Source organism: Hyalangium sp. (genome assembly GCF_035629615.1).
Lineage (GTDB): Bacteria > Myxococcota > Myxococcia > Myxococcales > Myxococcaceae > Hyalangium.
Genome location: NZ_DASPHO010000210.1, coordinates 1 through 24180 on the forward strand (window position 1 = coordinate 1; position 24180 = coordinate 24180).

A 24180-nucleotide genomic window follows, 5' to 3' on the forward strand; every position below is an offset into this window, starting at 1 on the left:
AGCTCACGGATACGCCGCTGGACCTCGACAACCCCGCGCACCTTGAAGCGCTCCTGCGCGCGTATGAGCGCTTCCCGGAGATCGGCGGGCGCGTCACTCCGCGCTGAGGGGGGCTGCTGCGCGTCTCCTGGCGCGCTCCACCGGGCCGAGCTGGCGCAGTCAGACGCGCGCTCTCCACCTGACCCCGGTGCCGATCGAGAAGTACGTCTGGGACCTCCTGTGTTTTTACTATCCTCCACCGCTGCACCTGGAACCGCTGAGCAAGAGTTAGTGCCCAGACTCACACTGGAGACTGGTCCTGCTCGAGCAACCCTTGCTCGATGGCCATCTGCCGCAGGTGGGTCTTGATGCGCTGGAACTGCTGGCGCAGCGCCGTGGCCTTCCGCGTGAGCGTTGCGTTCGTCGCTGGCTCGTCCGAGTCCCACATCACGCGCGCCACCTCGGTCCAGGCCAGCTTCTGGTCCACCCGCAACAGCAGCAGCATCCGATCCTCGGGATCGAGGCTCTCGCGCAGCGCCCGGAAGCGCTCCTTCACCGAGGTCCGCTGCCACGGGCGCGTATCCGATCGCTGCCGCAGTGCCGCATCGGGGATCCCCGAGGAGCTGACGGGCGTCTCCCGGGCCGCGGGCGAGTGCGCCAGCTGGTAGCAGGCGTTGCGTGCCAGGCGATAGGCCCACGTCCGGAAGGAGCTCTCCCAGCGGAAGGCGGGCAACCCCTTCAGGAGGCTCTCGCAGAAGATGCCGAACGCATCCTTGGCGAGCTCCGGGCTGTGGAGCACAGAGGCCATCAGGCGCATGATCTCCATCCCGTAGCCCTGCAGCGCGCGCTCCACGGCCCCCGCGGTATCACCGCGCTGACACAGCTCCCGGATGTCCTGCTCCAGCCTCTCGCGATCGTTCGCCATCGTCGTCCCCTGTCTGTCTGTGGCTCACTCCCCAGAGGCTGGAGTCGCCGGTCCACCGCTGTGATGCCTAGGACAGGCGGAGGAGAGGCCGATCGCTCCCCAGGCCTCGGAGCTGGCGCTCCAGGGCCGCCTCCACCCGTCTGCCAAATCCGTGGGAGCCCTGCTGGCGGGCCAGGTCGAGTCCATGCACGAAGGCCGCCGTCGCCGCTGAGTCCTGGCCGCTCGCTTGGAGCAGCTCACCCTCGATCCGGTGCAGCTCCACCTCGTAGGAGCGCTCTCCCAGCGTATCCGCCCACCCCAGCGCGTGGTTCACCGCCGCCAGCCCCTGTGTGTGCTGGCCCAGCTTCAGGTAGTACTCCGCGAGCATGCCGAGGAAGAGCGGCATGCCGGCGCGGACTCCCGCGTTGCGCCACCTCACCAGGTTGGCGCGCAGCAGCGCCAGCGCGTCGCGAGGCGCGCCCTGCTCGGCCAGCACCCAGCTCTTGATGAAGACGGACCAGCCGAGCCACAGGCGGAACCCATGCTCCGAGGAGAGCGCGATGCACCGCTCCGAGCGCTCTCGGGCACACGCGAGCTCCCCGCGGATCTGGCACGCCAGCGCGGTGTAGTTCAGCGCCAGGGCCAGCGTGTGGTGGTGACCGATCTTCTCGGCAAGCTCCAGGGCCTCGCAGCCCCAGGCCCGCGCCTGCTCCTCGTTGCCGATGGCGGAGTGGACGACGGAGCCATAGGCCAGCGTGGCCACCCGAGGATTGACCCACTGCTTCACCGCAAGCTCCCGGTGCTGCTCAATCCCGAAGTCCGAGCACGCCAGCGAGCGCTCCAGGTGCCCCTGAGCAGTAGACATCTGACCCCAGGTGAAGAAGTTGGTGGCCATCATCCGGTGCCCCAGGGAGAGCATCTCCATGCTCTGCTGGCGCTCGCCCACGCTCACGAGCAGCTCGGCCAGCTCCTGGGCCATGTGGAACCTGGCTCGCATGAAGGAGTAGGCAAAGGAGCCCCAGGTCGAGGCGCGCAGGTGCGTCAGCCCATCGCCCACCTGGTGGAACAGCTCGAAGGCCCGGCCATAGGCCTGCTCCACCTCGCGGGAGCGGACGCTGCGCGTCTGCATCAGCGGGAGCCCTAGGGCCACCTGCAGCTCCAGCTCCTGCTCGGCGCGGCGCGGGGACTCCGGGAGGCTGCGCAGCAACCGGAGCGCCTGGTTCAGGTGGCTGATGGCCTCCACATTGGCGGAGCGCATGCTGGCGCGCAGTCCTGCCTTGGCCCAACTGCGGATCGCCGGCTCCAGCTCGCCCGCCTCCGTGTAGTGGTGGGCGACCAGCTCCGGTTGGGTGTCGACCAGCTCGGGGAACTGGGCCGTCAGCACCTGGGCGATGCGCCGGTGGTACTCGCGGCGGGTGCGCCGCAGCAGGGACTGGTAGGCCGCGTCTTGGATGAGCGCGTGGCGGAACTGGTACCGAGGCCCGGCGGCGTCATCCACCGGCTGCAGCAAGCCCGCCTTCAAGAGCCCGGAGAGCTCCTGCGCCAGCGCCTGCTCGTTCCGCCCCGAGAGCGTGGCGAGCAGCGCGTGGCTGAAGCCCCGGCCGACCACGGCGCAGAGCTGGGCCATCGCCTTCTGCCGCCGAGGCAGCATGTCCAGGCGGGCCAGCAGCAACCCTCCCAAGGTGAGCGGAATGGAGGACGGCTCCCTCCCGGCCGTGCCCCCCGTGGAGCCCTTCTCCACCACCATGCGCGTCATCTCCTCGACGAAGAGGGGGACGCCATCGGTCTTGGCCACCAGCTGCTCGACGATCTCCTCCGGCAGCGCCCGCCCGCTGGCGGCCTGCCGCACCAGCTCCGCGGTGAGCAGTGGCGGCAAGCGCTCGAGCGTGAGCAGGTGGATCCGCTCCGCTGCGGGCCAGCCAGGTTGGAAATCCGGGCGTGCGGTGAGGAAGACGCAGAGCCGCGACTTCCCGATCCGGGGCAGCAGGAAGCCGAGCAGCTCCAGTGTCGAAGGATCAGCCCAGTGCAGATCCTCGACGACGGCGAAGACGGGGCGATCCTCGGTCATCCGCAGCAGCAGCGTCGCGAGCGCCTCGAGCGTCTTCTCCTTCATCCGCTCCGGGGTGAGCCGAAGGTGGGGAGACGTCTCCGTCACTGGCAGCGAGAGCAGGCTGGCCAGCAGGTACATGTGCTCCGAGGGCAGGCCCGCCGCCCGCATGCGCCCCTCGAGCTTGCGCAGGTTCACCTGCGGACTGCCCTCGGGATCGAGTCGCAGCAGGTGCTGGAGCAGCTCGATGATGGGGGCAAAGGCGCTGCTGCTGAACTGGACCCAGCACTGACAACGAAGGCGGATGGCGGCGTCCGGGGCAATCTGCTCGCGCAGCTCCTGGATGAGCCGCGACTTGCCAATGCCCGCCTCGCCTCGAAGGAGGACGAACGCGCCCTGGCCCTCCCGCGCCTGCTCCCACCGCTCGAGAAGCTGGTGCAGCTCCGGCGCCCGGCCCACCAGCGGCGTGAGCGGCCCCAGGGCATGGATGCGCTCGAAGCGGCTCGAGGCCCGCTCCTCCCGCAGCAATTGGTAGAGCTCCAGCTTTGCCACTCCCGACAGCCCCTGAAAGAAGCGGTGGCCACGAGGCTCCGTCCGGAAGGCGCCCCGTACGAGCTTCCAGGTCGTCGGGCTGAGGCACACCGTATCGGGCGCGGCCTCGCGCGCCAGCCATTGCGCGATCTTCGAGGCCTCTCCCTGGAGGGCAGGAGTCCGCCCGCGCAGCTCGACTGGGAGGTTATCCATCACCACGGTGTCCGTGTGGAGGCCCACCTTCACGGTGAGCTTGCGGCGCGGCAAGTAGGGCAGCTTCTGCTGGATGGCCGTGCCCAGGTGCGTGGCCAGGTAGAGCCCCGCGCGGGCGGCCTTCTCCGCGTCTTCCTCCCGCGCCTGGGGATAGCCGAAGCAGGCGAGCGCCTCGTCTCCCATGCACGTGGTGATGGAGCCCTCGTGCTGCTGGATGATCTCCGAGCAGGACTGGTGGAAGGCGCCCTCCAGCTCGCCAAAGTCCTCCGCATCCAGGTGCTCGGCAAGGCCTGCCAGATCGGCCAGCCAGCACGCCACCAACGTCACCTGCCGGCGCTGGGGCGCCAGGCTCCGAGGCTCGTCCCGCCAGGGCGTGAGGCTCTCCTCGAGGCGGCGCAGGTGCTCCCGGAGCTCGACGGCGCTGGAGAGCCGCGCCTCTGGGGCCTTGGCCAGCAGCGAGGCCACGAGCCTCTCCAGCTCCTCGGGCAGCCCGGGACGCCGCTCGCGGAGGGAGGGCATCGGCGCGTCGGCGAGCACCCGCTCGCGCAGCTCCGCCAGGCTCGTCGGCACATAGGGAGGCTCCCCGGTGATCAGCTCGAACAGCAGCACGCCCGCGGCCCAGATGTCCGTGCGCGCATCCTGAGCCTCGCCTCGCCACTGCTCCGGGGCCATGTAGCTGGGCGTCCCGGCCGCGGGGAGGTTCGGCGCTGCGGGAAAGACTGCGGCGGTGAGCCAGGCCAGCCCGAAGTCGAGCAGCTTCACCTGTCCCTTCCGGGTGATGAAGACGTTTCCCGGCTTGAGATCCCGGTGGATGATGTGGTGCTCATGGGCGTGGGCGAGCCCAGCGGCCACCGCGCTCATGATCTCCAGGGCCCGCTGCACCGAGGGGGGCTCGCGCTGAAGGAGTGACGACAGCCCCTCCCCCTCCAGACACTCCATGACCAGGAAGGGGACCTTCGGCTCCCACGCTGCCCCGCTCCACTCCGCCACGTCGAAGATGCGGACGATGTTCTCGTGATCGAGCTGCGCGACGGCCCTCGCCTCCTGCCTCAGCAGGGTGCTCATGGGCACCTCGCCGATCCCCTCTCGAGGGAGCAGGAACTTGAGGGCCACCTCGCGCTGGAGCTCCTTGTCCCGGGCCCGGAACACCTGGCCCATGGCGCCACCGCCGAGCCGCGCGAGGACCTCGAAGCGCTGGCCATCTGAGCCCCCCAGGTGCTCCCCACGCGCGGGGACTCGCAGGGGAACGGAGACCTGGGCGACCTGGCACAACAGGGAGTCATCGAGGTCCGCGTCGTCGGCCTCGTCCCACGCGGGCTCGGGGCCGCGCGCTCGCTCGTCTGGATGCTCGTCGCCTGGACGCATCTTCTGCCCTTCGGGACGTGTCTTGCCCCCTTGGCGCAGCGCCTCGACACACGTTAGGAATCGTGATGAGGGCGAGCAACACGCCGGGCCCCATGAGGCCGATCCTGCGGGCGCTCGAGCAAGCGCCAGCCAGGCCTCCTGAGCGCCTCCCTCGTGGACGAGCGAGCCGCACTCGGGGTGCGCACGCATCCTGCCACCTGGGTGATCCGTACTCCATCACAGCGGCGCAAGGAGGACTCGATCCGTACAGAGAGACTTTGAAGGAAAGGCAGACGACACCATGAGCACGATCCTCCTCGTTGATGATGAAAAGGAAATGCTCGACCTCTTCACCGAGGTGCTCGAGCAGATGGACCACCGCGTCCTGGGTGCCCGCGACGGGCGCGAGGCGCTGTCCATCGCTCGGGAGGCGAGCCCGGATCTCGTCGTGACAGACTGGAACATGCCGCGCATGACTGGCCTGGAGCTGTGCCACGAGCTGCACGAGGACGAGCAGCTGCGCGACATTCCCATCATCCTTCACAGCTCGGCGGGCAACCCGCACGCTCCCGGTGTCCAGTTCGTGCCCAAGAGCTGTGCGCTGGAGGAGTTCGAGGCGCTCGTCAGCAAGCTGCTCGCCAGCACGCAGCCGCAGCGCAGGCTCTCATCTCACGCGCCTGAGGGGTCTCGCGCCCCACCCACGCACCACCGGCCCGCGCACTCGGAGCGCCGGGCGTTCAGGTTCGATCAGGAAAGTGAGGCTGCATGCTCCACGGCACACTGACCGTCGTGACGAAGATCCGCCCCTCGAAGGTGGAGGCGCTCGAGGCCCTCTTGAAGGAGGTCAACGGGCGCATCCGTCAGGGGGAGGCGCATCCTTTCGAGCGGGTGGAGGGGCTCTACTTCGCGCGCTGGGGCGTCCTCGCGCCGGGATCGGAGGGCGAGCGGCTGCTGGTGTTCGGAGCGGACTTCAGCGCCGAGGATGGCCGGTACCGGAAGCGCCTGAATGAGTTCCTCGAGCGGCTCGTGCGCGGGCTCTCCGAGCACCGGCAGGAGCCGGGCCCTCGGGCCTTCGATGCGATCTACCGAAGCTGCGAGGGCTACCCCGCCAAGGGGCTGCGCAAGCCAACACGGGTGCGCGAGTTCCTCCGGACGCACTCGGTGCACTACACGGCGCGCCACGTCGATTTTGCCTACCGGGTGGAGACGGCTGAGGGCATGCGCCAGCTCCTGTCCCTGAGCGAGGCCGTCGAGCACCACCTGAACACCCACCGCCACGGGCTGGAAGGGCGGGCCCTGCACGCAGCTCCCTGGACGGAGCGGGTGCACCGGGAGCTGCGGGAGCACGTCCGAGCGCTCCAGCCCGGGTGCTCGGATCCGGAGTGGCGGCGGCGCTGGGGACTGGGGCGGCTCGGCGCGGCCCGCGCGACCCTGCTCTATCCCCCGCTCCGGTACCTCGTGGCGCTCCCGCTGGTGGGAGCCTCGAGCGCCGTGGCGGCTCTCGAGAAGAAGCTGCGAGGCCTCTTCCGGCGCCGAGCTTCCAGCGCCCCGCGCGCACAGGCCCGGCGTGGACTGACGGCGCGTCCCTTCGCGCGCGAGCCTCAAGGCACGGTCCAGAATCCAATGATCCACGTCGCCACGCTCGAGCCGGGGATAGGCGCCCGGTTCGCGCTGTGGCTGACGCTGCGCAGCGTCAACGTGCGGCTGTGGCGCTACGTGGTAGGGCTCAACCACATCCGCTCCATCCACTGCGCACGCTGGGTGCTCCTGAAGTCCCGTCGGCGTGGGAGGGGCTCTCTCCTCCGGCCCAGGACGCACCGGCTGCTGTTCTTCAGCAACTACGACGGGAGCTGGGAGTCGTACATCGACTCGTTCGTGGACGACTCCGAGGTGAGGGAGTTCCTGGTGCGCATCTGGAGCGGCACGCAGGACTTTCCCCAGCGCACTGGCGCTCGGCCCTTCGTGGAGCCCTTCAAGGCGTGGATCCACCAGAAACAGGTCCCCACGCGCGTCTGGTACAGCGCCCACCTGCATGACAGGGCTGGCCGGGTGGAGCCCTCCATCCCGGATCTCCACCGCGTGCTCCGGCTGCGAGCGCTGCTCGCGCGCGACGAGGCCTCAACACCGGAGGCGGAGGGAGCGCTGCGCTCATACCTGTCCCGAGGCGTCTTTGATTCCGAGCCTCACCTGATGAGGGCTCGGGAGTGGCTGAGCTACATCCTGAAGCGACGCGCTCCGCGTGAGCAGGGCCGCCGCCAACTGCACTGGAGGAGGGATTATGTTGCGACCCGAGCGATCACGCGAACCGATGCTCCAACGAGCCCAGCGGCTGCTGCCGCCCTTCCTGCGGAAGCGTCCGCCACGCGATCTCCGGCACCCTCAGGCCGACATACAGGGGCTCGTGATCCATGGGTACAAGATCATGGACGCGGCCAGCTTTCTGCTGCTGAGGATCGAGGATCCCGCCCGGGCCAGGAGCTGGCTGCGAGAGACACTCCCTGAGATCACGACTGCGGCCGACAAGACGTCGGAGGATCTCTCGCACTGGACGACGGGCGTGAACCTCGCGGTGACGTGGAGCGGGTTGAAGGCGCTGGGGCTGCCTGCCGAGGCGCTGGAGACCTTCCCTGCAGAGTTCCGAGAGGGAATGTCCGCTCGCGTGGACATCCTGGGTGACACGGGTGAGAGCGCGCCCGAGGCCTGGGAGTTCGGAGGCACGTCGGGCCCGGCGGCACAGGACGCGCTCCACTTGCTGCTGATGCTGTACGGGACCACCGAGGCAGAGGTGTCCTCGCTGCTCGATGCGCAGCGGGCGCGGCTCGAGGAGGGAGGCCTGAGGGAGCTCGGCGTCCAGCGCGCCGCTCGCATCCGGAACTCCGAAGGCCACGTCGTGGAGCACTTCGGCTTCCGCGATGGGATCTCGCAGCCGCTGATCGAGGGGTTCACAGACGCGAAGCACCCTGCTCCGGATGCCTTGGGGCCCACCAAGGCCGGAGAGTTCCTGCTGGGCTATGAGAACGAGTACGCGGAGATCCCGGACCCACCTTGGGTGCCGGCGGCCCTGGACGTCACGGGCGTTCTCCCCGCGGGGCGGGAGGCGGGCTGGAAGGAGCTGGGGCGCAACGGCAGCTACCTGGTGCTGCGCAAGCTCCGGCAGGACGTGGAGGCCTTCCAGCACTTCCTCGAGGCGCACAAGGAGGTGGCCGTCGGCGAGACCGATGCCTTCAAGAAGCAGTGGCTGGCGGCCAAGATGATGGGGCGGTGGCCCGACGGCACGCCGCTGCGTCCGGGAGAAGACGCCCCGCCCCAACACGCCTCAGCCAGGGGGCATGGAGTCGACAACACCTTCGGGTTCGCCGCGAAGGACTCTGAGGGCTATGGCTGCCCGGTGGCCTCGCACATCCGTCGCGCCAACCCGCGCGACGGGCTGCCACCCAACGCAGAGCTGTCCCGGCAGGTGAGCCGCCGGCACCGGATCCTGCGCCGAGGAATGACTTACGCCGACGGCGCGGACCGAGGGATGATCTTTATCGGCATCAACGCCAACATCGCCCGGCAGTTCGAGTTCCTCCAGCAGACATGGCTGAACAACAGCAAGTTCGGCGGCCGCTATGACGAGCGGGATCTGCTCGTGACGCATGGGGCCGGCACGATGACCCTGCCCCGGCAGCCGCTGCGCCGGTGCGTGGAAGGGATTGAGCGCTTCGTCACCATGAAGGGCGGGGGCTACTTCTTCCTTCCGGGCCTGAAGGCGCTGGAGTTCCTCGCCAGGCTCTAGCCAAAGCCGATCACACAAGGCTCTTGCCAGGTAGTCCCTACCTCGACAGGGCGTCGTTCACGTAAGGTACCTCTGCGCCTCCTGCCGGAACTGCTCCAACTCCTTCTCGGGGTGGAGGAGCAGGTGCGGGCGCCTGCCGCGCACCTCCAAGCCGTCCCGAGGCTGCCAGGGACTCCGGCGCGGCACCTGGATGGCCGCGCCGGAGCGGTGAGGAGGGGTCAGCGCGGCGCGCTGGCGCCGCACGCGCCCGGGCTAATACACCCGGGTGCTCGACACGACGTAGCGCAGCAGGCGCATCTCCGCGCCCTGGCCGAAGAGGCGGCTGCCCGGATTGCTCTGCTGATCGACGAAGGACATCGGCGCCGGCGCGCCCACCGGAGGCAGGAAGTAGAAGTTGGGGTTGCTGGACAGGCGCACCAGGCCGACCTTCGAGGGCAGGTAGCCATCCAGCAGGGTGAAGTGGCCCATGCCGCAGTTGAGCTGGCGCGGCGACACGTCCTCCTCCACGCCGCCATGGTCGATGCTCAGCCACTTGCGGTCGATACGGCGGCCGATCCTGTTGACCCGGAAGACCTCCTTGCCATCGAGGATCCAGCGCACCACGCCCGTTGATCGGTTATAGGCGATCTTCGTGTTGTGCCAGGAGCCTGTGCTGCGAGCGGCCACCGGAATGGCATACGAGAACGCGGCGTAGTTGTTCTCCGCGGTGCGGCCCACGGGCAGGCGCTCGTAGAAGGCATACACGCGCTTGTTGGTGAAGAAGAAGTCAAACACCATGTACGACTCGAGGTCGATCGTGTTGTGCGCGAACGACGCCAGGCGCAGGTCGTCTTCACGATCCGTCACCGCCGAGCCGAAGGGGTGGAAGCGCGTGCCGTACGTCTGGCCGGAGATCCAGGTCTCGCAGGCCAGCTCATAGCCGGGCACAGCGTCGAAGCCAGACTGGCCGGTGGAGGCCACGTGGTTCATGTAGGCCAGCCACTTGACGTGGTCAAAGTTGCCGGGGAGGCCGCCGTTGAGCTGCTCCTGGGCCAGCGAGAGGGTGTAGGCCGGCTGGCCACTGTAGGCGTTCCTCCCCTTGGAGACGACCCGCAGCCCCGAGGACGAGGTGGTCGCGATGCCGTCGTTGCCGACGAACGGGCCGGCCGCGAAGTACCACCACTTGGAGTCAGCGGCCCCTGTCGAGAAGCCGTTGTTGAAGTAGTCCCATACCGTGTAGTGCGAGCCCGACTGCGCAAGAGCCGTGCCCGGTATGAGCGAGCCCAGCACCAAAGCTCCGAGTGCAACCTGCCACCGCTTCATCATGTTGGACCGCCTTTTCGGGTTGAGACCGCATTCATCGAAATGCAGAAAAATGAGAATAAACTAGTTATACCAGCAAATCAATGATGCAGTTTGATTCAGCGGGAGTGGGTCGCGCAGCACCTGGGCGGTGGGTGAATGGGTCTGATCATCATGCCGCCATGGCGCAGCTCGTCGTAGAGGGCCGCCTTCAGCTTCCGCCAGAGGTCCGGTCCCAGCAGCTTGCGCAGCTGGATGAGGAGCCTGAGGTCTCAATCGTGCCGACACGTGGGCGGTGAGAGATGATGGGACAGCCATGGCTGAGTCCCTGATCTGCACGATGAGCGTGCCGCAACGCCTCCAGGCGGGAGCGCCTGTGGAGCTGGTGTTCCGGCTCAGCAACCTCACGCCACAGCCTCTGTTCGTGTTGAGCTGGCACACGCCGCTCGAAGGCTTGCTCAACGACATCTTCCACGTGACACGTGACGGCACCGAGCTGCCCTACACGGGGGAGATGATGAAACGGGGTCCGCCTGCTGCGTCCGCCTACGTCACCCTCGCGCCTGGCTCATCGGCAGAGGCCCAGGTGGAGCTGTCCCAGGCCTACGACTTCAAGCAGCCCGGCAAGTACCGCATCGAGTTCCGGGGACCGCTCAAGGACGTGACCACGAAGCGGGCGGAGGTGCCCCATCCCCCTGGAAAGCCCCAGCCCCTGGAGGTGGAGTGCGCGGCCGTTGAGACGACGATCGTCAGCCCCTGAGCTCGTCAGCTCACCGCCGAATCCGTGGCACTCCTGGGCGCCAGACGCATGGGCTGCCCTCGGCCGTAGGTGAGCGAGCGCCACAGCCACTCGGCCGGGCCGAAGCGCAAGCGCGACAGCCACCAGTGGCTGAAGGCCACCTGGAGCGCGAAGACGGCCAGCGTGAGCGCCACGCAGCGCGACGGCGGTAGCCGGCCCACGAGGCCCAGCCCCCACCCGTCGTAGAGGCAGAGGCTCACCACGGACTCCAGCAGGTAGTTGGTGAGCGCCATGCGCCCCACCGGGGCCAGCACCTGCATCCCCCTGCGCCACCGCTCGCGCTGGAAGAGCAGGGCGAAGGCAGCCACGTACACCGCGGCCAGCCCCAGATAGCCCAGCTCCTGGAGAGCAGGCATGGCCACCATCCAGGCGTCCTTCGCCGGGTCCACCAGCCCCGCGAGGCGCAGGCGCTGCACGACAACTCCGGTGCCATTGCCCAGCACGCCCAGCACCAGCCCCCAGACGAGCAGCCGGCGGTGCCAGGGGCGGTTGCGCTCCACCTCCTGCATCAGCAGGTGCCGCCCCGCGAGCAGGCCCAGCAGGAAACGGCCCAGGATGCCCATCATCCAGAGCAGGCGGTTGACCTGCAGGAGCATGGCCGTGAGGAAGTAGCGCGCGTTCTCCGTCTGGGTCGTCCAGAAGGAGTCGCTGGAGAGGCCCGCGAGGAAGCGTGCCCGCATCTGGGCGACATGCTCCTCACGGGCCTTCGCTGCCTCGGCTGCGGCCTGCGCACCGTGCAGCAGGATGGGACCCCAGCGCTGGATGAGGGGGACCAGCAGCGGCACCGCCACCAGCAGCACCAGCACCCAGGCCAGCACCGTCCGGTCCGAGCGCTGATGAAAGAGCAGCAACACGAAGCCCACCACTGCGTAGGTGGACAGCACGTCGCCGGCCCACAGCCCGAAGAGGTGCGCCAAGCCGATGCCCAGCAGCACCAGCAGCCGCCGCGAGTACAGCGGGACGATGGGACTTCCCCGGGCCTCGGCTCGCGCGAGCTGGATGGTGAAGCCCAGTCCAAAGAGGAAGGAGAAGAGGGTGACGAACTTCTGGTTCACGAAGAAGTGGTAGAGGGCACTGACGGCGGCTTCGAGCGGAGGTGCCGCCATCGCCTGGGCCTGCTCGCGCGGCAGAAGGTTGCGGCCGCTGAACCAGGTGAAGCTGTTGGAGATGAAGACGCCGCACAGCGCGAAGCCGCGCAGCACGTCCAGCAGGACCATCCGCTCGGAGCCCTCCACCGGGCGGGCCTGAACCTCGGGAGCCGACGCGGGAGGAGTGGGTTCGGACATGCCTCCAGCAGACGCCCGCATTCTCCTCGCGTCCACTCACCCTCCGTGTCACCCTCGCGGGCAGGACTCAGATAAGAAACGGATCATGCCCATGGATCTGCTCGGCTGGAACGTCATCGATGCGGAGCGCGCCGTTCTTTGGCGCGAGTACTCGTTCGCCAAGGGCGCCTATGCGACAACGCTGGTCTTTCGGGGCACGGACGGGTTGGTGGTGGTGAGTCCTGGGAAGGGTCTCGAGGGAGCCGACTACGACGTCCTCTCCGAATTCGGAGAGGTGCGTGCGCTGATCGCGAACAATACCTATCACCACCTCGGTCAAGGACCCTGGCGAGCGCGTTTCCCAAGAGCGGAGAGCTACGCAGCACCGCAGGCGCTGGCGAAGCTCGGGAAGAAAGCCGCGAGCATCCCCTTCCGCTCGCTCGACGAGCTCCCGTTGCCACCGACCGTCAAGCTCCACGTCCTGCCTGGCGTCAAGAACGGAGAATTGCTGGTCAGCGTGGGCACCCGGCAGGGCTCGCTCTGGTACACCGGCGACCTGTTGACCAACATCCAGCGCACCCCGGGGCCGCCTTTCAGCTGGCTCTTCTCGTGGACCGATTCGGCCCCCGGGTTTCGCCTGTTCAAGCTCGGAGTGTGGCTCTTCGTCAACGACAGGCGCGCGCTCAAAGAGCGGATGAATGCGCTGCTCGCGGAGGATCCCCCCGCCCTCATCGTTCCCGGACATGGGCCGGCGGTGACGACGGCCAACCTCGCGGCCGAGGCCAAGACCCTGATCACCAAGTTGTGAACCGTGATCTGGCCGAGCTTCGCCGTCGCGTCGTCAGCGGTCTGCCCGAATTGGCCAGCTGAAACCACACCACCGCCTGCTTGCCGCCGAGGCCCCCCCGCTACGCGTCGCCTCGCCGCAGCCTCCGGACGGCGGAGCGCACCAGCTCGCGAAGCAGCCGGCCGCCGGGGTCCTCATTCCGGCGGCGGTGCCAGACCTGCTGGACGACCAGCGGCGGCAGCGCGAGCGGTAGTTTGAAGATGCGGAGCGACAGCGGACCCGGATAGTCCGCTTTTTATCGTTTAGCTGGAAATAAATATTATCTTAATTTTCCTGGAATGCCGGCCGGACCGGGTACTCTACAGAGGGGACGCTGGAGCCGGTGAGCCGGTCCGAAAGGTAACGAAAATGCGCAACACGCTGAAGAAGACCCTGGCGGCGTTGGCTGGCCTGGCGATCATCCCGACCACCGCCATCGCGTTCACCGTCTACCCTCCGCATCCCGGCAAGGCCGACACAGCCACCTGGAGCGGATTGCCCCACGGTGCGGTGGACGTCTCGAGCGGCACTTGCTCGTACTGGGGCGTCGAGGCGCCGATCTTTGGCTCGTTGTCCTGGAACCTGACCGTCCGTAGCAGCGGCGAGATCTGTTACGGCAACGGCAGCGGCAACCACAACGAGGCCAAGCACGTCTTCGCGGACGGGTGGACGTTCCGCGTGTGGCACTTCATCAAGACGGCTGACTCATATGACCGCACCTGCGACCGCTGCCAGGTGGGCGACGAAGGTGCCACCGGCAACGTCGTGGGCGCTCATACGCACCTCCAGCGGGACAAGAACGGCACCAAGGACACCTCCTGGTACGAGGGGTACACCGTCGATGGTGAGACCCTTGACCACAACGAGGTCATCGGCGTCTTCTAAGTCGAAGCCGCTCAGTCGAGCACGCCGATCGTCTCGGTGCGGTCCACAGCCTCGCCCTTCACGGTGTAGCTCGAGTACCAAGAGCTATCGAGGGTCCCGTTCTTGTCCCACTGGTAGTGGACCATGCCGCTGTCGTTGCCGATCTGGCAGCGGTCGCACGTCCGGTCGTACGAGTCTGCGGACTGCCTTCGCCCTGCTCTTCCAGCGCGAGCGGTGGCGCAGGGGAATGCAGGTGCTGGCCCCCGTGGGCGTCCACCAGTTCACTTGGGTGCCGGGGGCGGTTTGTCCAGGCCCGCTCGGAGTTCCTCAGCTTCACGGCGGAACTTCGGGATGACTTCCACCGCAAGCACATCCCGTATCTGCTGGCGTGCTCCTTCGAGGTTGCCAGTGTCCCGCAGGCACATCATCCGGACCAGGGCGCCTTGCATTTTCAGCTTGCTCGCGTGAGCGGGGGGCGGCGTGTGGCCTCGGCTTCTTGCGTCATGCCTGGCTCGCCGGCCCCCGAGCGGACGCAGCCGCGTCCATTCGTGACGCGCCTTCTTTCACGCGGACGGGTCCTGCCAGAAACTCCCGAGGCAACCCTGCGGCGGCATGCCCTGGCACCTGCATTGCAACTGCCCCCCCGCGTTCCCTTCCCCTTGGAGGTCTCTTGAAGCAGCTCCCCCCGCCCTCTCGTGTTGGTCGACTCGTGAAATCCTCTCTCGTGGCGGTGGTCGCCGGAGCGGGAGCGTTCTACTGCACCACGGACTCGGCCACGACGACCCCTGGCCCGATGCCAGGCGCTCCGGCGCCGGTGTCCCAGGCCGCCACCAACCCGCAGACGCTCTGCAACGGCACCTTCAGCAACGGCACGCAGATCAACATCTCCAACCCGCAGCCGCTGGGCGAAGTCCCGCTGCCCACGCAGTCATTCTGCGACTTCCACACCTTCGCCTGGAACCAGTTCCTCTACCTGACGCAGACCGTGCAGGACCCGAATGACTCGGTCACCCCGACCAAGCCCCGCTTCCTGTCCTACGCGCCCTGGTACAACATGCTGCTTGCGAATGGCTCGCCCGCACCGGGTGCATTCCCGGGCGGCAGCACGACGCTCGAGGTGGGCCGGCTGGATCAGAAGCAGGCCGGCGCGGGGCAGGACGCGCTCGTCGACGTCGCGGGGCAGATCGTCCTCTACGACATCCGCTTCAACCCGCCCTTCTACGACGCGATCGTCAGCAAGAACTTCTACACGCAGGCGGGCTACTACGCCTTCTGCAAACCGAAGACGCCCAGCCAGCCTTTCACCGACTGCGCCAACCCGGAGCAGGTCTGGATGCCGTGGGGAGACGGGACGGCCATGGGCTCCGTCGAGCTCAAGTCGGCGTGGCGCCAGTTCCCCGGCAACGACTGCCCCGCGGACCAGATGTACTGCGCGGGCAGCAACCTGGGGCTGGTGGGCCTGCACATCGCCCAGAAGACGCCGACGCACGGCGAGTGGGTCTGGGCCTCGTTCGAGCACGTCGCGAACACGCCGGACTGCCAGCCGGGGAACAGCACGCCCATCGACACCCAGTCACCGCTGGGAACGCCCTGGTCGTTCTTCAATCCGAAGACGGCCCCAGCCGGAGTGATGCAGACGAAGACGTGCGGCGTGACGACGGCCAGCCCCCAGTGCAACCTCGATCCCCACAAGGGCACCGGCTTCCAGCAGGTCAACATCTGCCGGACCGACGCCCTCCCCTCGGGGGGAGCCAGCAGCGCCAACTGCGCCGTGACCAGCTCGACGACTCAAGATCCGCAGGCGAACAGCCCCGGCAACGTCTCGTGCCTGAACGCGACCGTGCGGCCACAGCTCACCGGCGTGTGGAAGAACTACGAGCACATCGGCACCCTCTGGACCAAGCACACGCAGCCGCCTGACCAGGACTTCTGGATCGAGACGTTCCAGCAGCCGAAGCCGAACGCGCCCATGAAGGTGGCGGTGGGCTTCCCGAACCTCGCCAACACCACCCTGGAGACCTACCTGCAGATCGGGGCGACCGCCTACAACCCGAACGGCTCGGGCCTCTCGAACGCGAACAAGGCCGGCTGCTTCGGCTGCCACAACCCCGTGGCCCAGGACACCGACACGGACCTGACCCACTGGCCGTCGAAGTTCGACGACCTCACGAAGCCCCGGCTGCGCGCGAAGAAGTAGCGCGTCAGATCACCCCCGCCAGGCGGACCACCATCCAGCCCAGGATCAGGAGCTGCGGGAGGAAGAACGAGAAGCGGATGAAGACCTGCCAGTGCGAGGTGCCCGTCAGATGCACGGCGCTCTGGCAGATCCGCAGCGCCAGGTACACGCCAGCCAGGGGATCGGTGAGGGCCAGCTTCCCTGTCACCGCCGCCGTGAGGATGACGGCGGCGAACAGGGGGAGGTTCTCCAGGCAGTTCGCATGGGCATGCGACATCCTCTGGAGGATCTCCGGATCCGGAGAGGGCTGGGTGCGGCTCCAGGCATTGGCCCGGCTCCGCCCCCCCAGCACCATCGTCGAGCGGTACAGCACCACGCCCAGCACCAGCAGCAGGGTCCACGCCGTGAACCCCAGCAAGCTCAACAAGGAAATGCTCATCACGTCCCTCCGGACGGCTGAAAGTGCAGCCGGGGCCATCCTAGAGCAGGGCGGCCTGGCATGCGGGGGAGCGATCGGATCGCCCTCCAGCCGACACCGAGGGGGCCTCACGTCCCGGCTGTCCGTCCTGAAGCGCAAAGCGCAGATTGGAGTGGATGCCGGAGAACCCAGACCCACCCGAGCGCCAGCCAGCCGCTGGCGAGAGCGCCGACCGGGCAGACTCCCTTGTCCCGGATCAGGAGGACTCGTTCCTGCGGCAGGTGGCCCAGGTCGATCTGCTGCTCTGGACTCCCCGACCAGGGGAGCGGCTAGGCGGTAGGACCGGCGCCCGGTTCGAGATCGGGGAAGAGCTGGGCGGCGGGGCCATGGGGCGGGTGTTCCGGGCCTGGGACGAGGAGCTCCAGCGCATCGTCGCGCTCAAGTTCCTGCAGCCCCGCACGCTGATGGGCGAGCCGCGGCTGCGCGCTTTGCTGCGCGAGGAGGCCCGTGCCATTGCCCAGCTGGACCACGAGAACATCGTCCGGATCTTCGACGTGTCCGAGTGGAGGGGCCAGCCCTGGGAGCCGTGGGTGCCCTTCCTCGTCATGGAGTGTCTGGAGGGCGAGTCCTTGGACTCGCTCCTGCGGCGGGAGTGGCCCGGGTTCCGGCGAGCCCTGGAGCTCGTGAGCACCCTCGCCGCGGGCCTGGCGCACGCCCACGAGCACCACATCGCCCACCGGGATCTCAAGCCGAGCAACGTCTTCGTCACCCGCAAGGGCCAGCTCAAGCTGATCGACTTCGGGCTGGCGCACTTCACGGTGAGCAAGGCCTCCGCCGCGCCCCACCTGCCAACCGCCGGGACGCCTCCGTACATGGCGCCAGAGCAGTGGCGAGGTGAGGCCCAGGACGAGCGCACGGATGTCTGGGCCGCCGGCATCATGCTGTACGAGCTGATCACCGGGCAGCTGCCCTACTCCGGTCTGAGCCTCGCGGAGCTGCGTGCGCGGGTGACCTCCGAGGAGCCTGTCCCCCCGGCCCGCCAGCGCCGCCCGGACCTGCCTTCGGAGGTGGAGCCCGTGCTGGCCAGGGCGCTGGCGAAGGATCCCGCGCAGCGCTACCCCTCCGCCATCGAGCTTCGGGAGGCGCTGACCCAGCTCCAGGAGGCGCTCGGGCCCTGGCGCGAGGAACCCCCCGCCCTCGGGCCGCAGCGCCGGCAGGTGACGCTGGTGTGCTGCCAGCTGGACGGACTGGCCCACCTCTCCCCTCCCCTCGACGCGGAGGCGAGCGGTGAGCTGGAGGCGACCTTCCAGCGGCGCTGCTCGGAGATCCTCAGGCAGCACGGCGGCACCCTCGCCTCGTGCATCGGAGATCAAGTGCTCGCCTGCTTCGGGTATCCGCTGGCCCAGGAGGAAGGCTCGGAGCAGGCCATACGTGCGGGGATGCACCTCGCGGACATGCTCGGGCGGGAGCTGTCGCTGCTGTCTCCAGGAGCGCTGGCCGTGAGGGTGGGGATCCACACGGATCTGGTGACCCTCGATGAGGTGCCAACGCAGGCGCACGGGTGGACACCCTCCATCCAGGGCGAGGCGCCCCGGTTTGCTGCCTGGCTCGTGCGGCAGGCCGAGCCCGGCACCGTGCTCCTCAGCGACGCGACCTGGACGCTCGTGCGCGGCGCCTTCGAGACCGCGGCTCACGCTCCAGCCACCTACGAGGGGGTCTTCGGCACACGGGAGGTGGAGCTCCACCGGATCCTGAGCGAGCGCAGAACGCGGCTCCGCTTTGATCGGCCCCGCGCCAGCGGCCTGACGCCGTTGATCGGACGTGGCCCGGAGCTGCAACAGCTCCTCGCCTGCTGGGAGGAGGCCCGAAGCGGCCACGGCACCGCCGTTCTCCTTCGAGGAGAGGCCGGGATCGGAAAGTCGCGCCTCATCCGCGAGCTGTGCCAACGCGTGGCCTCTGAGCCGCACCATGCGCTGCAAGCCCAGTGCTGGGCGCAGTCCTACACCAGCGCCTTCCACCCCATCGTCGAGGCGCTGCAGCACTGCTTCCACTTGACGCCGGAGGCCGAGCCTCCGCAGCGGCTGTGCGTGCTGGAAGCGCAGCTCGATGCGCTGGGCATGCCCGCGGAGCCCGTGCGCCTCATCGCCTCGTTCCTCTCGCTGCCCGTGATGGAGGAGTCTCCTCACCTCCGGCTGCAGCCCCAGCTCCAGAAGGAGCGCACCTTCGAGGCCCTGGAGACGCTGCTCGGGCGGCTGGCCGCGCAGCGCCCCATTCTCACCATCATCGAGGATCTGCACTGGGCCGACCCCTCCACGCTGGAGCTGGTGGCCTTCCTGATGAGGCGTGCGCAGAGGTACCGGCTGTGCCTCGTGCTCAGCGCCCGCCAGGACTTCCAGCTCCCCGGGCCCTCGGCGCCCGAGCTCCGGCAGATCATGCTCGAGCGGCTGCCCGCCGAGCTCTCGGCGAGCCTGGTGAGGGAGGCCGCGCACGGCAGGACCTTGCCTCCTGAGGTGCTCCATCACCTGGTGGCCAGCACTGACGGCAACCCCCTCTTCGCCGAGGAGATGACCCGCGTCGTGCTGGACAGGCGCTCTACGCGCCAGCGTTCGGCGCCAGGAGGCTCGCCCGCCGTTCCCATCACCTTGAACGAGCTGCTGCAGGCCCGGCTGGACACGCTGCCCTATCGGCAGAAGTCGCTTGCCCAGCTCTGCGCCGTCGTGGGCCGCAGCTTCGATCATGCCCTGCTGGCGGCCACCGCTGGCCGCAGCGAGGCCGCGCTGACGCAGGATTTAGCGGGGCTGCTCGACTCGGGCCTGCTGCAGCAGCTGGGCGAGGAGCCACCCCGGTACCAGTTCCGGCACGCGCTGCTCCAGGAGGCGGCCGCTCAGTCCCTGCCGCGTGGCACGCGGCGGCAGCATCACCAGCGCATCGTCCAGGTGCTGGCAGAGCAGTTTCCTGACGTGGCCGAGACCCAGCCCGAGCGGCTCGCCCACCACTACACCGAGGCCGGAGACGTGGAGGCCGCCGTCAGCGGGTGGGCCCGCGCTGGGGAGCGCGCCAGCCGCCGCTCGGCCAGCGCTGAGGCCGTCAGCCACTTCACCCAGGCGCTGAGGCTGCTGAGCCGCCTCCCCGAGTCCGCCGGGCGGACCCGTGAGGAGCTGAGGCTCCGGATCGCCCTCGGCATCCCGCTCCTCCAGCTCCAGGGCTATGGCTCCGCCGAGGTGGAGCAGACGTACGAGCGGGCATGCGTCCTGTTCCACGAGGTGGGCGACGCGCTGGCTCAGGTGGATCTCTCGTACTGGAGCCTCTTCCATTACCACTACGCACGGGCACGCTTCGATCGGCTCCAGGAGCTGGGGACGCTGCTCGTGGATCAAGGCCAGCGCCAGCACAACCGGAAGCTGCTCGTCCAGGGACACCGGGCCCTCACGCTCAGCGCCCTCACGCAGGGCGACAACCCCACGGCCCTGGAGCACGTGGAGCAGGCGCTGCGCTCCTCGGACTTCTCTCTCGAGCAGCACCGCGCGCTTGCCGTGAAGCACTGGATCAACCCACGGGCGGCGTCGCTGGCCTTTGCCGCCGTTCTCCACGCGCTCTCCGCCCGACCGCGGCAGTCCCTTCAGTGCACCCAGGAGGCCGTGAAGCTGGCGCAGGAGCTCGCTCACCCGCACACCTCCGCCTTCGTGCTGACCTATGCCGGCGTGAGCTCGCAGCTCCTTCGGGAGCACGAGCGTGTCCTGGAGTGGGCCAACGCGGGCCTGGCGCTCTCGCGGGAGCATCGGCTCCAGCTCTGGCTGGTGTGGTCGGTGCTCCTCCGAGCCTGGGCCATCGCCGAGCAGGGGCGTGTCCAGGAAGGGTTGCAGACGATGTGCCACGGCATCGAGCAGGTGCGGAGCACGGGCGTGCGCACCACCTTCCCCTTCTTCTACGGGCTGCGCGCGGAGATGCACCGCAAGCTGGGACAGCTCGAGGCAGGGCTGGGTGCGGTGCGGGACGGCTTGGAGTGGGCGACCACCACCGGCGAGCACTCCTCCGATGCCGAGCTGCACCGCGTGCGCGGAGAGCTGCTGCGGACGCTGGATCGAGAGCGAGAGGCAGGAGAGTCCTTCGCCACTGCCATCGCCATCGCCCGCCAGCAGCACGCCTGGCTGTTCGAGCTGCGCGCGACGGTGAGTCTCGGCCGGCTGCTCTGGGAGCTCGGGCGCCCCGAAGAAGCCCGGCAGCGCCTGGCCGTGATGTATGCGCGGTGTGAGCCCGGCGGGCACTGTGTGGATCTCGCCGAGGCCCGCGCGCTGCTCGCACGGCTCTCTGACGCATCGCTGGGCGGGGCCTGGGAGCCTCCCTCACTCTGATACGGCCGTTGTGTCGGACGCAAGGAGAGGTCTGGTCCCGCCCTTGCTACGGTCCCGCTCGACCCTCAGGTCATAAGGAATCCGTACATGTCCTCACTCCGCAGTTCCGCACCTCCGAAGCTCCATTCATCGTGCCCCACCCTGAGTCCTCGCCCCTCCAGGCTTCGTTCCTGGTTGATCTGTCTGGGGCTGAGCCTTGCCGCCGCCGGTTGCGCCTCGAACACTCCCCAGGGCGACCCCTTGGACTACAAACACCCGCTGGAGGAAGGAACGCCCATCTGCGGACGGGCCGACTTCAACCAGCAGTTCCCCTACTCCCTCCGCTCCGAGAAGCTCCCGGTGCTCGTCCACTACTACAAGCAGGTCGAGCTGGAGACGGCCCGTCAGGTCCTCGAGTACGTCGAGAAGGGCTGGGACTATCACGTCAACCGGCTCGGCATGCGTCCGGCGATCACGGACAACGGCGAGTGCGGACCCGATGCCGCGTTCGACGTGTTCGTGTGGAAGGGCCACCGCAGCTGCCTGGTCAACGTCCTCTCCGGCGACACCTCCACCGCGTGGGATGACCGGCGCGGCTACATGGTGGTGGATGCGTGGGGCCCCTATGGCGGCCCCGAGCTCGAGGAGACCGTCGTCCACGAGATGGCGCACGCCTCGCAGGCCGCGGACGACTGGTACGAGGCCCCTCACACCTTCGAGATGTCGGCCGTCTTCACGGATCAGGTGTACGCGGACCGCTACATCAAGACCTACTTCGACGACTTCCAGGCCCACCCCGACTGGGCGCTCGATCGCGATGACAAGTACGAGACCTGGTACATGTACGGCTCCTCCCTGTACCTGCTCTACCTGAAGGATCGTTTCTTCGGAGGAGAGCCGCAGTTCCTCTCGCGCATGTGGCTGGGCTCCCGAAACCCGCCCGGCGCGGAGAACGATCAGACGCTCAACGAGCCTGACTTCGCCGATGCGCTCGACTCGATCCTGAAGGAGAAGAGTTCGAGCTACGTGGACACCGTCCCGGAGTTCGCGCGCTGGCGCTGGTACACTGGCGACCACGTCGACGACCGCCACTTCCGTCACTTCAAGAACGGGCTGGACAACCTCAAGGCGGCGAAGCTTGCGCTGGCGGCCCAGGCGGAGGCGAAGCCCGGCACGATCAGCATCAGCGAGAACGCGCCGATGATGCTGGGGACGAGCTACATCGAGCTCAAGGCGGGCACAGGCACCCCTCAGGCGCTCTACGTGACGCTGCAGGCCCAGCTCAAGCCCGGCGTCCGCTTCGTTGTCCAGGCCGTGCCAGGCCTGACGGCCGACTCTGATGGCGAGCCCCTGGATCTCTCCTCGGGTCCCAAGCAGCTGAGGCTCGCGGCCGATCAGAGCCGGACGCTGATCGTGACCGCCATGCCGACGGGCCCATACGATCCGGATCTGAGGAATGAGGACCGTCATCCCTTCTCGATCATCCTCTCGGACCAGCCGTAGGCGCTGCCTGCGCTGAGAGCTGCGGCTGCAGCCGTCGTCATGTCAGGCGGACCCGTCACAACTCTCATGAGCCGCCTCTGCCCTCTTGGACCTTCCAGGGAGGGCACCGGATGGAGCGATGGGGATGGATACGGGTGGTGGCGTTGGCCTTCATCTGCGGAGGCCGGCTGGCGGCAGCCTCGCCGGCCACGGCAGCACGAGCCCCGAGCGGGGAGGTGCCATTGCCCGTCCCGGCGACGGACACTGGCGCCCCTCGCACGGGTGCTCCCTCTTCATTCCTGGGCGTCGTCATCCCTCAGGACTCTGTCGACCTGAGCTCGAAGTTCGAGGGCCGCCTGGAGCGCCTGGTGGTCGACGTGGGCGACCGCGTCCAGCAGGGAGCCGTGCTGGCGCAGCTTGATGTCCGCCCGCTGGAGCAGGAGCTGGCCGCCGCGCGAGCCAACCTACAAGGCTCCCGTGCGGAGGAGCAAGCGACCGGACTCCTCCTTGCCGAGGCTCGTGAGAAGAAGGGCCGGTACTTCACCCCCCGCTCGCTCGAGCTGGGCGTCTACTCGCAGGAAGAGCTGGCCAAGATCCGCTACGAGGAGAGCACGGCGCTGGCGCGCCTGGAAGCAGCCCGCGCCCGAACCCGCGAGCAGCAGGCCCGCGTCGTGGATCTCGAGCAGAACGTGAGCGAGGCCGTCCTCGTGGCGCCGTTCGATGGCGTCGTTGCCACGAGACCCGTCAGCCCCGGCGCCCGAATCGCCGCAGGCCAGCCCATCCTTCGCCTGCTGGGCACCGGCGGCAGGAAGATCCGCTTCGCCGTGCCCGAGGATCAGGCGCGTCAGCTCGAGCCCGGCGCTCCGCTGCGACTGTCCATCGATCAACCCGGTATCACCCTGGCAGGCCACGTGGAGAGCATCGCTCCCGAGGTGGATGCGGCAGCCCGCATGCTCTTCGCCGTCGCCGCCTTCAACGAACCACCGCCGGACACGGTCTCCACCGGCATGGTGGCCCACGTCCAGCCGGGCCCGGCGCAGGGGAGCGTCGTGCAGCGGCAGTCCGGCGGTCCCACCCCGACGCGGAGCGGGCCCTAGCGCCCCATCGCGAGCCGAGGTGCGTGTCCTCTCACGCGCTCGGTCAGGAGCACAGACATGGAAGCCGTTCGATCGAAGATCTTCCGAGAGGAAGCCCTGCGCCACCACGAGGGCACGCGGCAGGAGGGAGACGTTCTCCGCATCTCTCCCGCGTGGACCCGGTGGACGTACTGGACGCTGCTGGCGCTGCTGCTGACGGCGCTGATCTACTCCCTGCTGGGCACGCTCCCCGAGTACGCCTCTGGGCCGGCCCTGGTGAAGGTGGATGGGCAGAGCAACCTGACGGTGGACCTGCCGGGCATCGTGTCCTCCGTGGAGGTCCATCCCAGTCAGCGGGTCCAGCCGGGTCAGGCCCTGGTCACCTTCCTCTCCCAGGAGGAGACGGCCTCCCTGGAGCGCATCCAGCGCGAGTTCGATCTCCAGCTCATCCGCGTCCTGAGAGATCCCTCGGACGAGAGCGCCCGGCAGACGTTGACCTCGCTGCGCGCGGAGCGCGAGCTGGCGGAGACGCGGCGGCAGGCCCGGACACTGCGGGCGCCCCAGGCGGGGGTGGTGAGTGATCTGCGGATCCGCCGTGGCCAGTACGTCACGCCGGGCGAGAACGTCGTCTCCATTGTTGGCGACGACGTCTCGGTGACGCTGGTAGCGCTGCTGCCTGGCGGCTACCGGCCGACGCTGGAGCCGGGCCGCCCGCTGCGCGTGGAGCTGAATGGCTTCTCACACGAGTACCGCACATTCACCATTGACTCGGTGGGAGACCAGATCGTCGGACCCGCGGAGGCCCGCCGCTTCCTCGGCCCGGAGATCGCGGATGCGATCCAGCTCAACGGACCGATGGTGCTGGT

18 protein-coding genes are annotated in these 24180 nt (G+C 68.4%); 12 read left to right on the forward strand and 6 right to left on the reverse strand.

Features of this window, described 5'->3' with window-relative positions; all coding sequences use genetic code 11:
• The coding region (locus tag VD972_RS10715) for a DUF5953 family protein (RefSeq protein WP_324984896.1) at positions 1-107 on the forward strand (107 nt) is incomplete at its 5' end.
• 173 nt (positions 108-280) lie between these two features.
• Here VD972_RS10715 and VD972_RS10720 read toward each other — a convergent pair.
• Both VD972_RS10720 and VD972_RS10725 read right to left on the reverse strand, forming a co-directional pair.
• Positions 281-904 carry a sigma-70 family RNA polymerase sigma factor gene (locus tag VD972_RS10720; RefSeq protein WP_324984843.1) on the reverse strand — a complete coding sequence of 208 codons (624 nt, stop codon included), beginning with the start codon at positions 902-904 and terminating at the stop codon, positions 281-283.
• Positions 905-971: 67 nt separating this feature from the next.
• Entirely contained in the window at positions 972-5039 is a 4068-nt protein-coding gene (locus VD972_RS10725) for a protein kinase domain-containing protein (RefSeq protein WP_324984846.1), read from the reverse strand.
• Between the two features lie 280 nt (positions 5040-5319).
• Between VD972_RS10725 and VD972_RS10730 the strand changes: the two genes are divergently transcribed.
• The 3 genes from VD972_RS10730 to VD972_RS10740 are packed head-to-tail and all read left to right on the forward strand — an operon-like array spanning position 5320 to position 8796.
• Positions 5320-5802 (forward strand): response regulator, encoded by a 483-nt coding sequence (locus VD972_RS10730; RefSeq protein WP_324984848.1) that lies wholly within the window; start codon positions 5320-5322, stop codon positions 5800-5802.
• Positions 5784-7520 carry a hypothetical protein gene (locus VD972_RS10735; protein WP_324984851.1) on the forward strand — a complete coding sequence of 579 codons (1737 nt, stop codon included), beginning with the start codon at positions 5784-5786 and terminating at the stop codon, positions 7518-7520. The genes VD972_RS10730 and VD972_RS10735 overlap by 19 nt, the downstream gene beginning before the upstream one ends.
• Positions 7441-8796, forward strand: coding sequence for a Dyp-type peroxidase (locus VD972_RS10740; protein WP_324984854.1), 1356 nt, complete (start codon positions 7441-7443; stop codon positions 8794-8796). Before VD972_RS10735 ends, VD972_RS10740 begins: the two co-directional genes overlap by 80 nt.
• A 252-nt stretch (positions 8797-9048) precedes the next feature.
• Here VD972_RS10740 and VD972_RS10745 read toward each other — a convergent pair whose 3' ends face one another.
• Positions 9049-10101 (reverse strand): DUF6081 family protein, encoded by a 1053-nt coding sequence (locus tag VD972_RS10745; protein WP_324984857.1) that lies wholly within the window; start codon positions 10099-10101, stop codon positions 9049-9051.
• Between the two features lie 292 nt (positions 10102-10393).
• Between VD972_RS10745 and VD972_RS10750 the strand changes: the two genes are divergently transcribed.
• Positions 10394-10837, forward strand: coding sequence for a protease (locus VD972_RS10750; protein WP_324984860.1), 444 nt, complete (start codon positions 10394-10396; stop codon positions 10835-10837).
• Positions 10838-10842: 5 nt separating this feature from the next.
• On the opposite strand, the gene VD972_RS10755 is transcribed toward VD972_RS10750, so the two are convergent.
• Positions 10843-12162 (reverse strand): DUF418 domain-containing protein, encoded by a 1320-nt coding sequence (locus tag VD972_RS10755; RefSeq protein ID WP_324984863.1) that lies wholly within the window; start codon positions 12160-12162, stop codon positions 10843-10845.
• Positions 12163-12247: 85 nt separating this feature from the next.
• On the opposite strand from VD972_RS10755, the gene VD972_RS10760 reads away from it, so the two are divergent.
• A complete protein-coding gene (locus tag VD972_RS10760; RefSeq protein WP_324984866.1) occupies positions 12248-12949 on the forward strand; it encodes a hypothetical protein in 702 nt (233 codons plus the stop codon).
• A 387-nt stretch (positions 12950-13336) separates the two neighbouring features.
• The gene (locus VD972_RS10765; RefSeq protein WP_324984869.1) at positions 13337-13852 is read left to right on the forward strand and encodes a hypothetical protein; all 516 of its coding nucleotides are present in this window, start codon (positions 13337-13339) and stop codon (positions 13850-13852) included.
• 260 nt (positions 13853-14112) lie between these two features.
• Here the strand turns inward: VD972_RS10765 and VD972_RS10770 are convergent, their stop codons facing one another.
• Complete coding sequence (locus tag VD972_RS10770; RefSeq protein WP_324984872.1) at positions 14113-14280, reverse strand: DUF2379 family protein; 168 nt, start codon at positions 14278-14280, stop codon at positions 14113-14115.
• Positions 14281-14540: 260 nt separating this feature from the next.
• Between VD972_RS10770 and VD972_RS10775 the strand changes: the two genes are divergently transcribed.
• On the forward strand, positions 14541-16028 hold the full coding sequence (locus tag VD972_RS10775) for a hypothetical protein (RefSeq protein ID WP_324984875.1): 1488 nt from the start codon (positions 14541-14543) through the stop codon (positions 16026-16028).
• A 4-nt stretch (positions 16029-16032) separates the two neighbouring features.
• On the opposite strand, the gene VD972_RS10780 is transcribed toward VD972_RS10775, so the two are convergent.
• Positions 16033-16446, reverse strand: coding sequence for an MAPEG family protein (locus VD972_RS10780; RefSeq protein WP_324984878.1), 414 nt, complete (start codon positions 16444-16446; stop codon positions 16033-16035).
• Positions 16447-16601: 155 nt separating this feature from the next.
• Here VD972_RS10780 and VD972_RS10785 point away from each other — a divergent pair, with 155 nt between their 5' ends.
• The 4 genes from VD972_RS10785 to VD972_RS10800 form a co-directional block, all read left to right on the forward strand.
• Complete coding sequence (locus VD972_RS10785; RefSeq protein WP_324984882.1) at positions 16602-20777, forward strand: protein kinase domain-containing protein; 4176 nt, start codon at positions 16602-16604, stop codon at positions 20775-20777.
• Positions 20778-21017: 240 nt separating this feature from the next.
• Positions 21018-22259: a hypothetical protein gene (locus VD972_RS10790; protein ID WP_324984887.1), complete on the forward strand. Its 1242-nt coding sequence runs from the start codon at positions 21018-21020 to the stop codon at positions 22257-22259.
• Between the two features lie 110 nt (positions 22260-22369).
• The gene (locus VD972_RS10795) at positions 22370-23335 is read left to right on the forward strand and encodes an efflux RND transporter periplasmic adaptor subunit (protein WP_324984890.1); all 966 of its coding nucleotides are present in this window, start codon (positions 22370-22372) and stop codon (positions 23333-23335) included.
• A 57-nt stretch (positions 23336-23392) separates the two neighbouring features.
• On the forward strand, positions 23393-24180 hold a 788-nt coding region (locus VD972_RS10800), incomplete at its 3' end, for an HlyD family efflux transporter periplasmic adaptor subunit (RefSeq protein WP_324984892.1).

Bases quoted from the DNA above. Each gene is read 5' to 3' on its own strand.
- VD972_RS10720 (WP_324984843.1), bottom strand. From the start codon at position 904: ATGGCGAACGATCGCGAGAGGCTGGAGCAGGACATCCGGGAGCTGTGT.
- VD972_RS10725 (WP_324984846.1), bottom strand. From the start codon at position 5,039: ATGCGTCCAGGCGACGAGCATCCAGACGAGCGAGCGCGCGGCCCCGAG.
- VD972_RS10730 (WP_324984848.1), top strand. From the start codon at position 5,320: ATGAGCACGATCCTCCTCGTTGATGATGAAAAGGAAATGCTCGACCTC.
- VD972_RS10735 (WP_324984851.1), top strand. From the start codon at position 5,784: ATGCTCCACGGCACACTGACCGTCGTGACGAAGATCCGCCCCTCGAAG.
- VD972_RS10740 (WP_324984854.1), top strand. From the start codon at position 7,441: ATGGACGCGGCCAGCTTTCTGCTGCTGAGGATCGAGGATCCCGCCCGG.
- VD972_RS10745 (WP_324984857.1), bottom strand. From the start codon at position 10,101: ATGATGAAGCGGTGGCAGGTTGCACTCGGAGCTTTGGTGCTGGGCTCG.
- VD972_RS10750 (WP_324984860.1), top strand. From the start codon at position 10,394: ATGGCTGAGTCCCTGATCTGCACGATGAGCGTGCCGCAACGCCTCCAG.
- VD972_RS10755 (WP_324984863.1), bottom strand. From the start codon at position 12,162: ATGTCCGAACCCACTCCTCCCGCGTCGGCTCCCGAGGTTCAGGCCCGC.
- VD972_RS10760 (WP_324984866.1), top strand. From the start codon at position 12,248: ATGCCCATGGATCTGCTCGGCTGGAACGTCATCGATGCGGAGCGCGCC.
- VD972_RS10765 (WP_324984869.1), top strand. From the start codon at position 13,337: ATGCGCAACACGCTGAAGAAGACCCTGGCGGCGTTGGCTGGCCTGGCG.
- VD972_RS10770 (WP_324984872.1), bottom strand. From the start codon at position 14,280: ATGCAAGGCGCCCTGGTCCGGATGATGTGCCTGCGGGACACTGGCAAC.
- VD972_RS10780 (WP_324984878.1), bottom strand. From the start codon at position 16,446: ATGAGCATTTCCTTGTTGAGCTTGCTGGGGTTCACGGCGTGGACCCTG.
- VD972_RS10785 (WP_324984882.1), top strand. From the start codon at position 16,602: ATGCCGGAGAACCCAGACCCACCCGAGCGCCAGCCAGCCGCTGGCGAG.
- VD972_RS10795 (WP_324984890.1), top strand. From the start codon at position 22,370: ATGGAGCGATGGGGATGGATACGGGTGGTGGCGTTGGCCTTCATCTGC.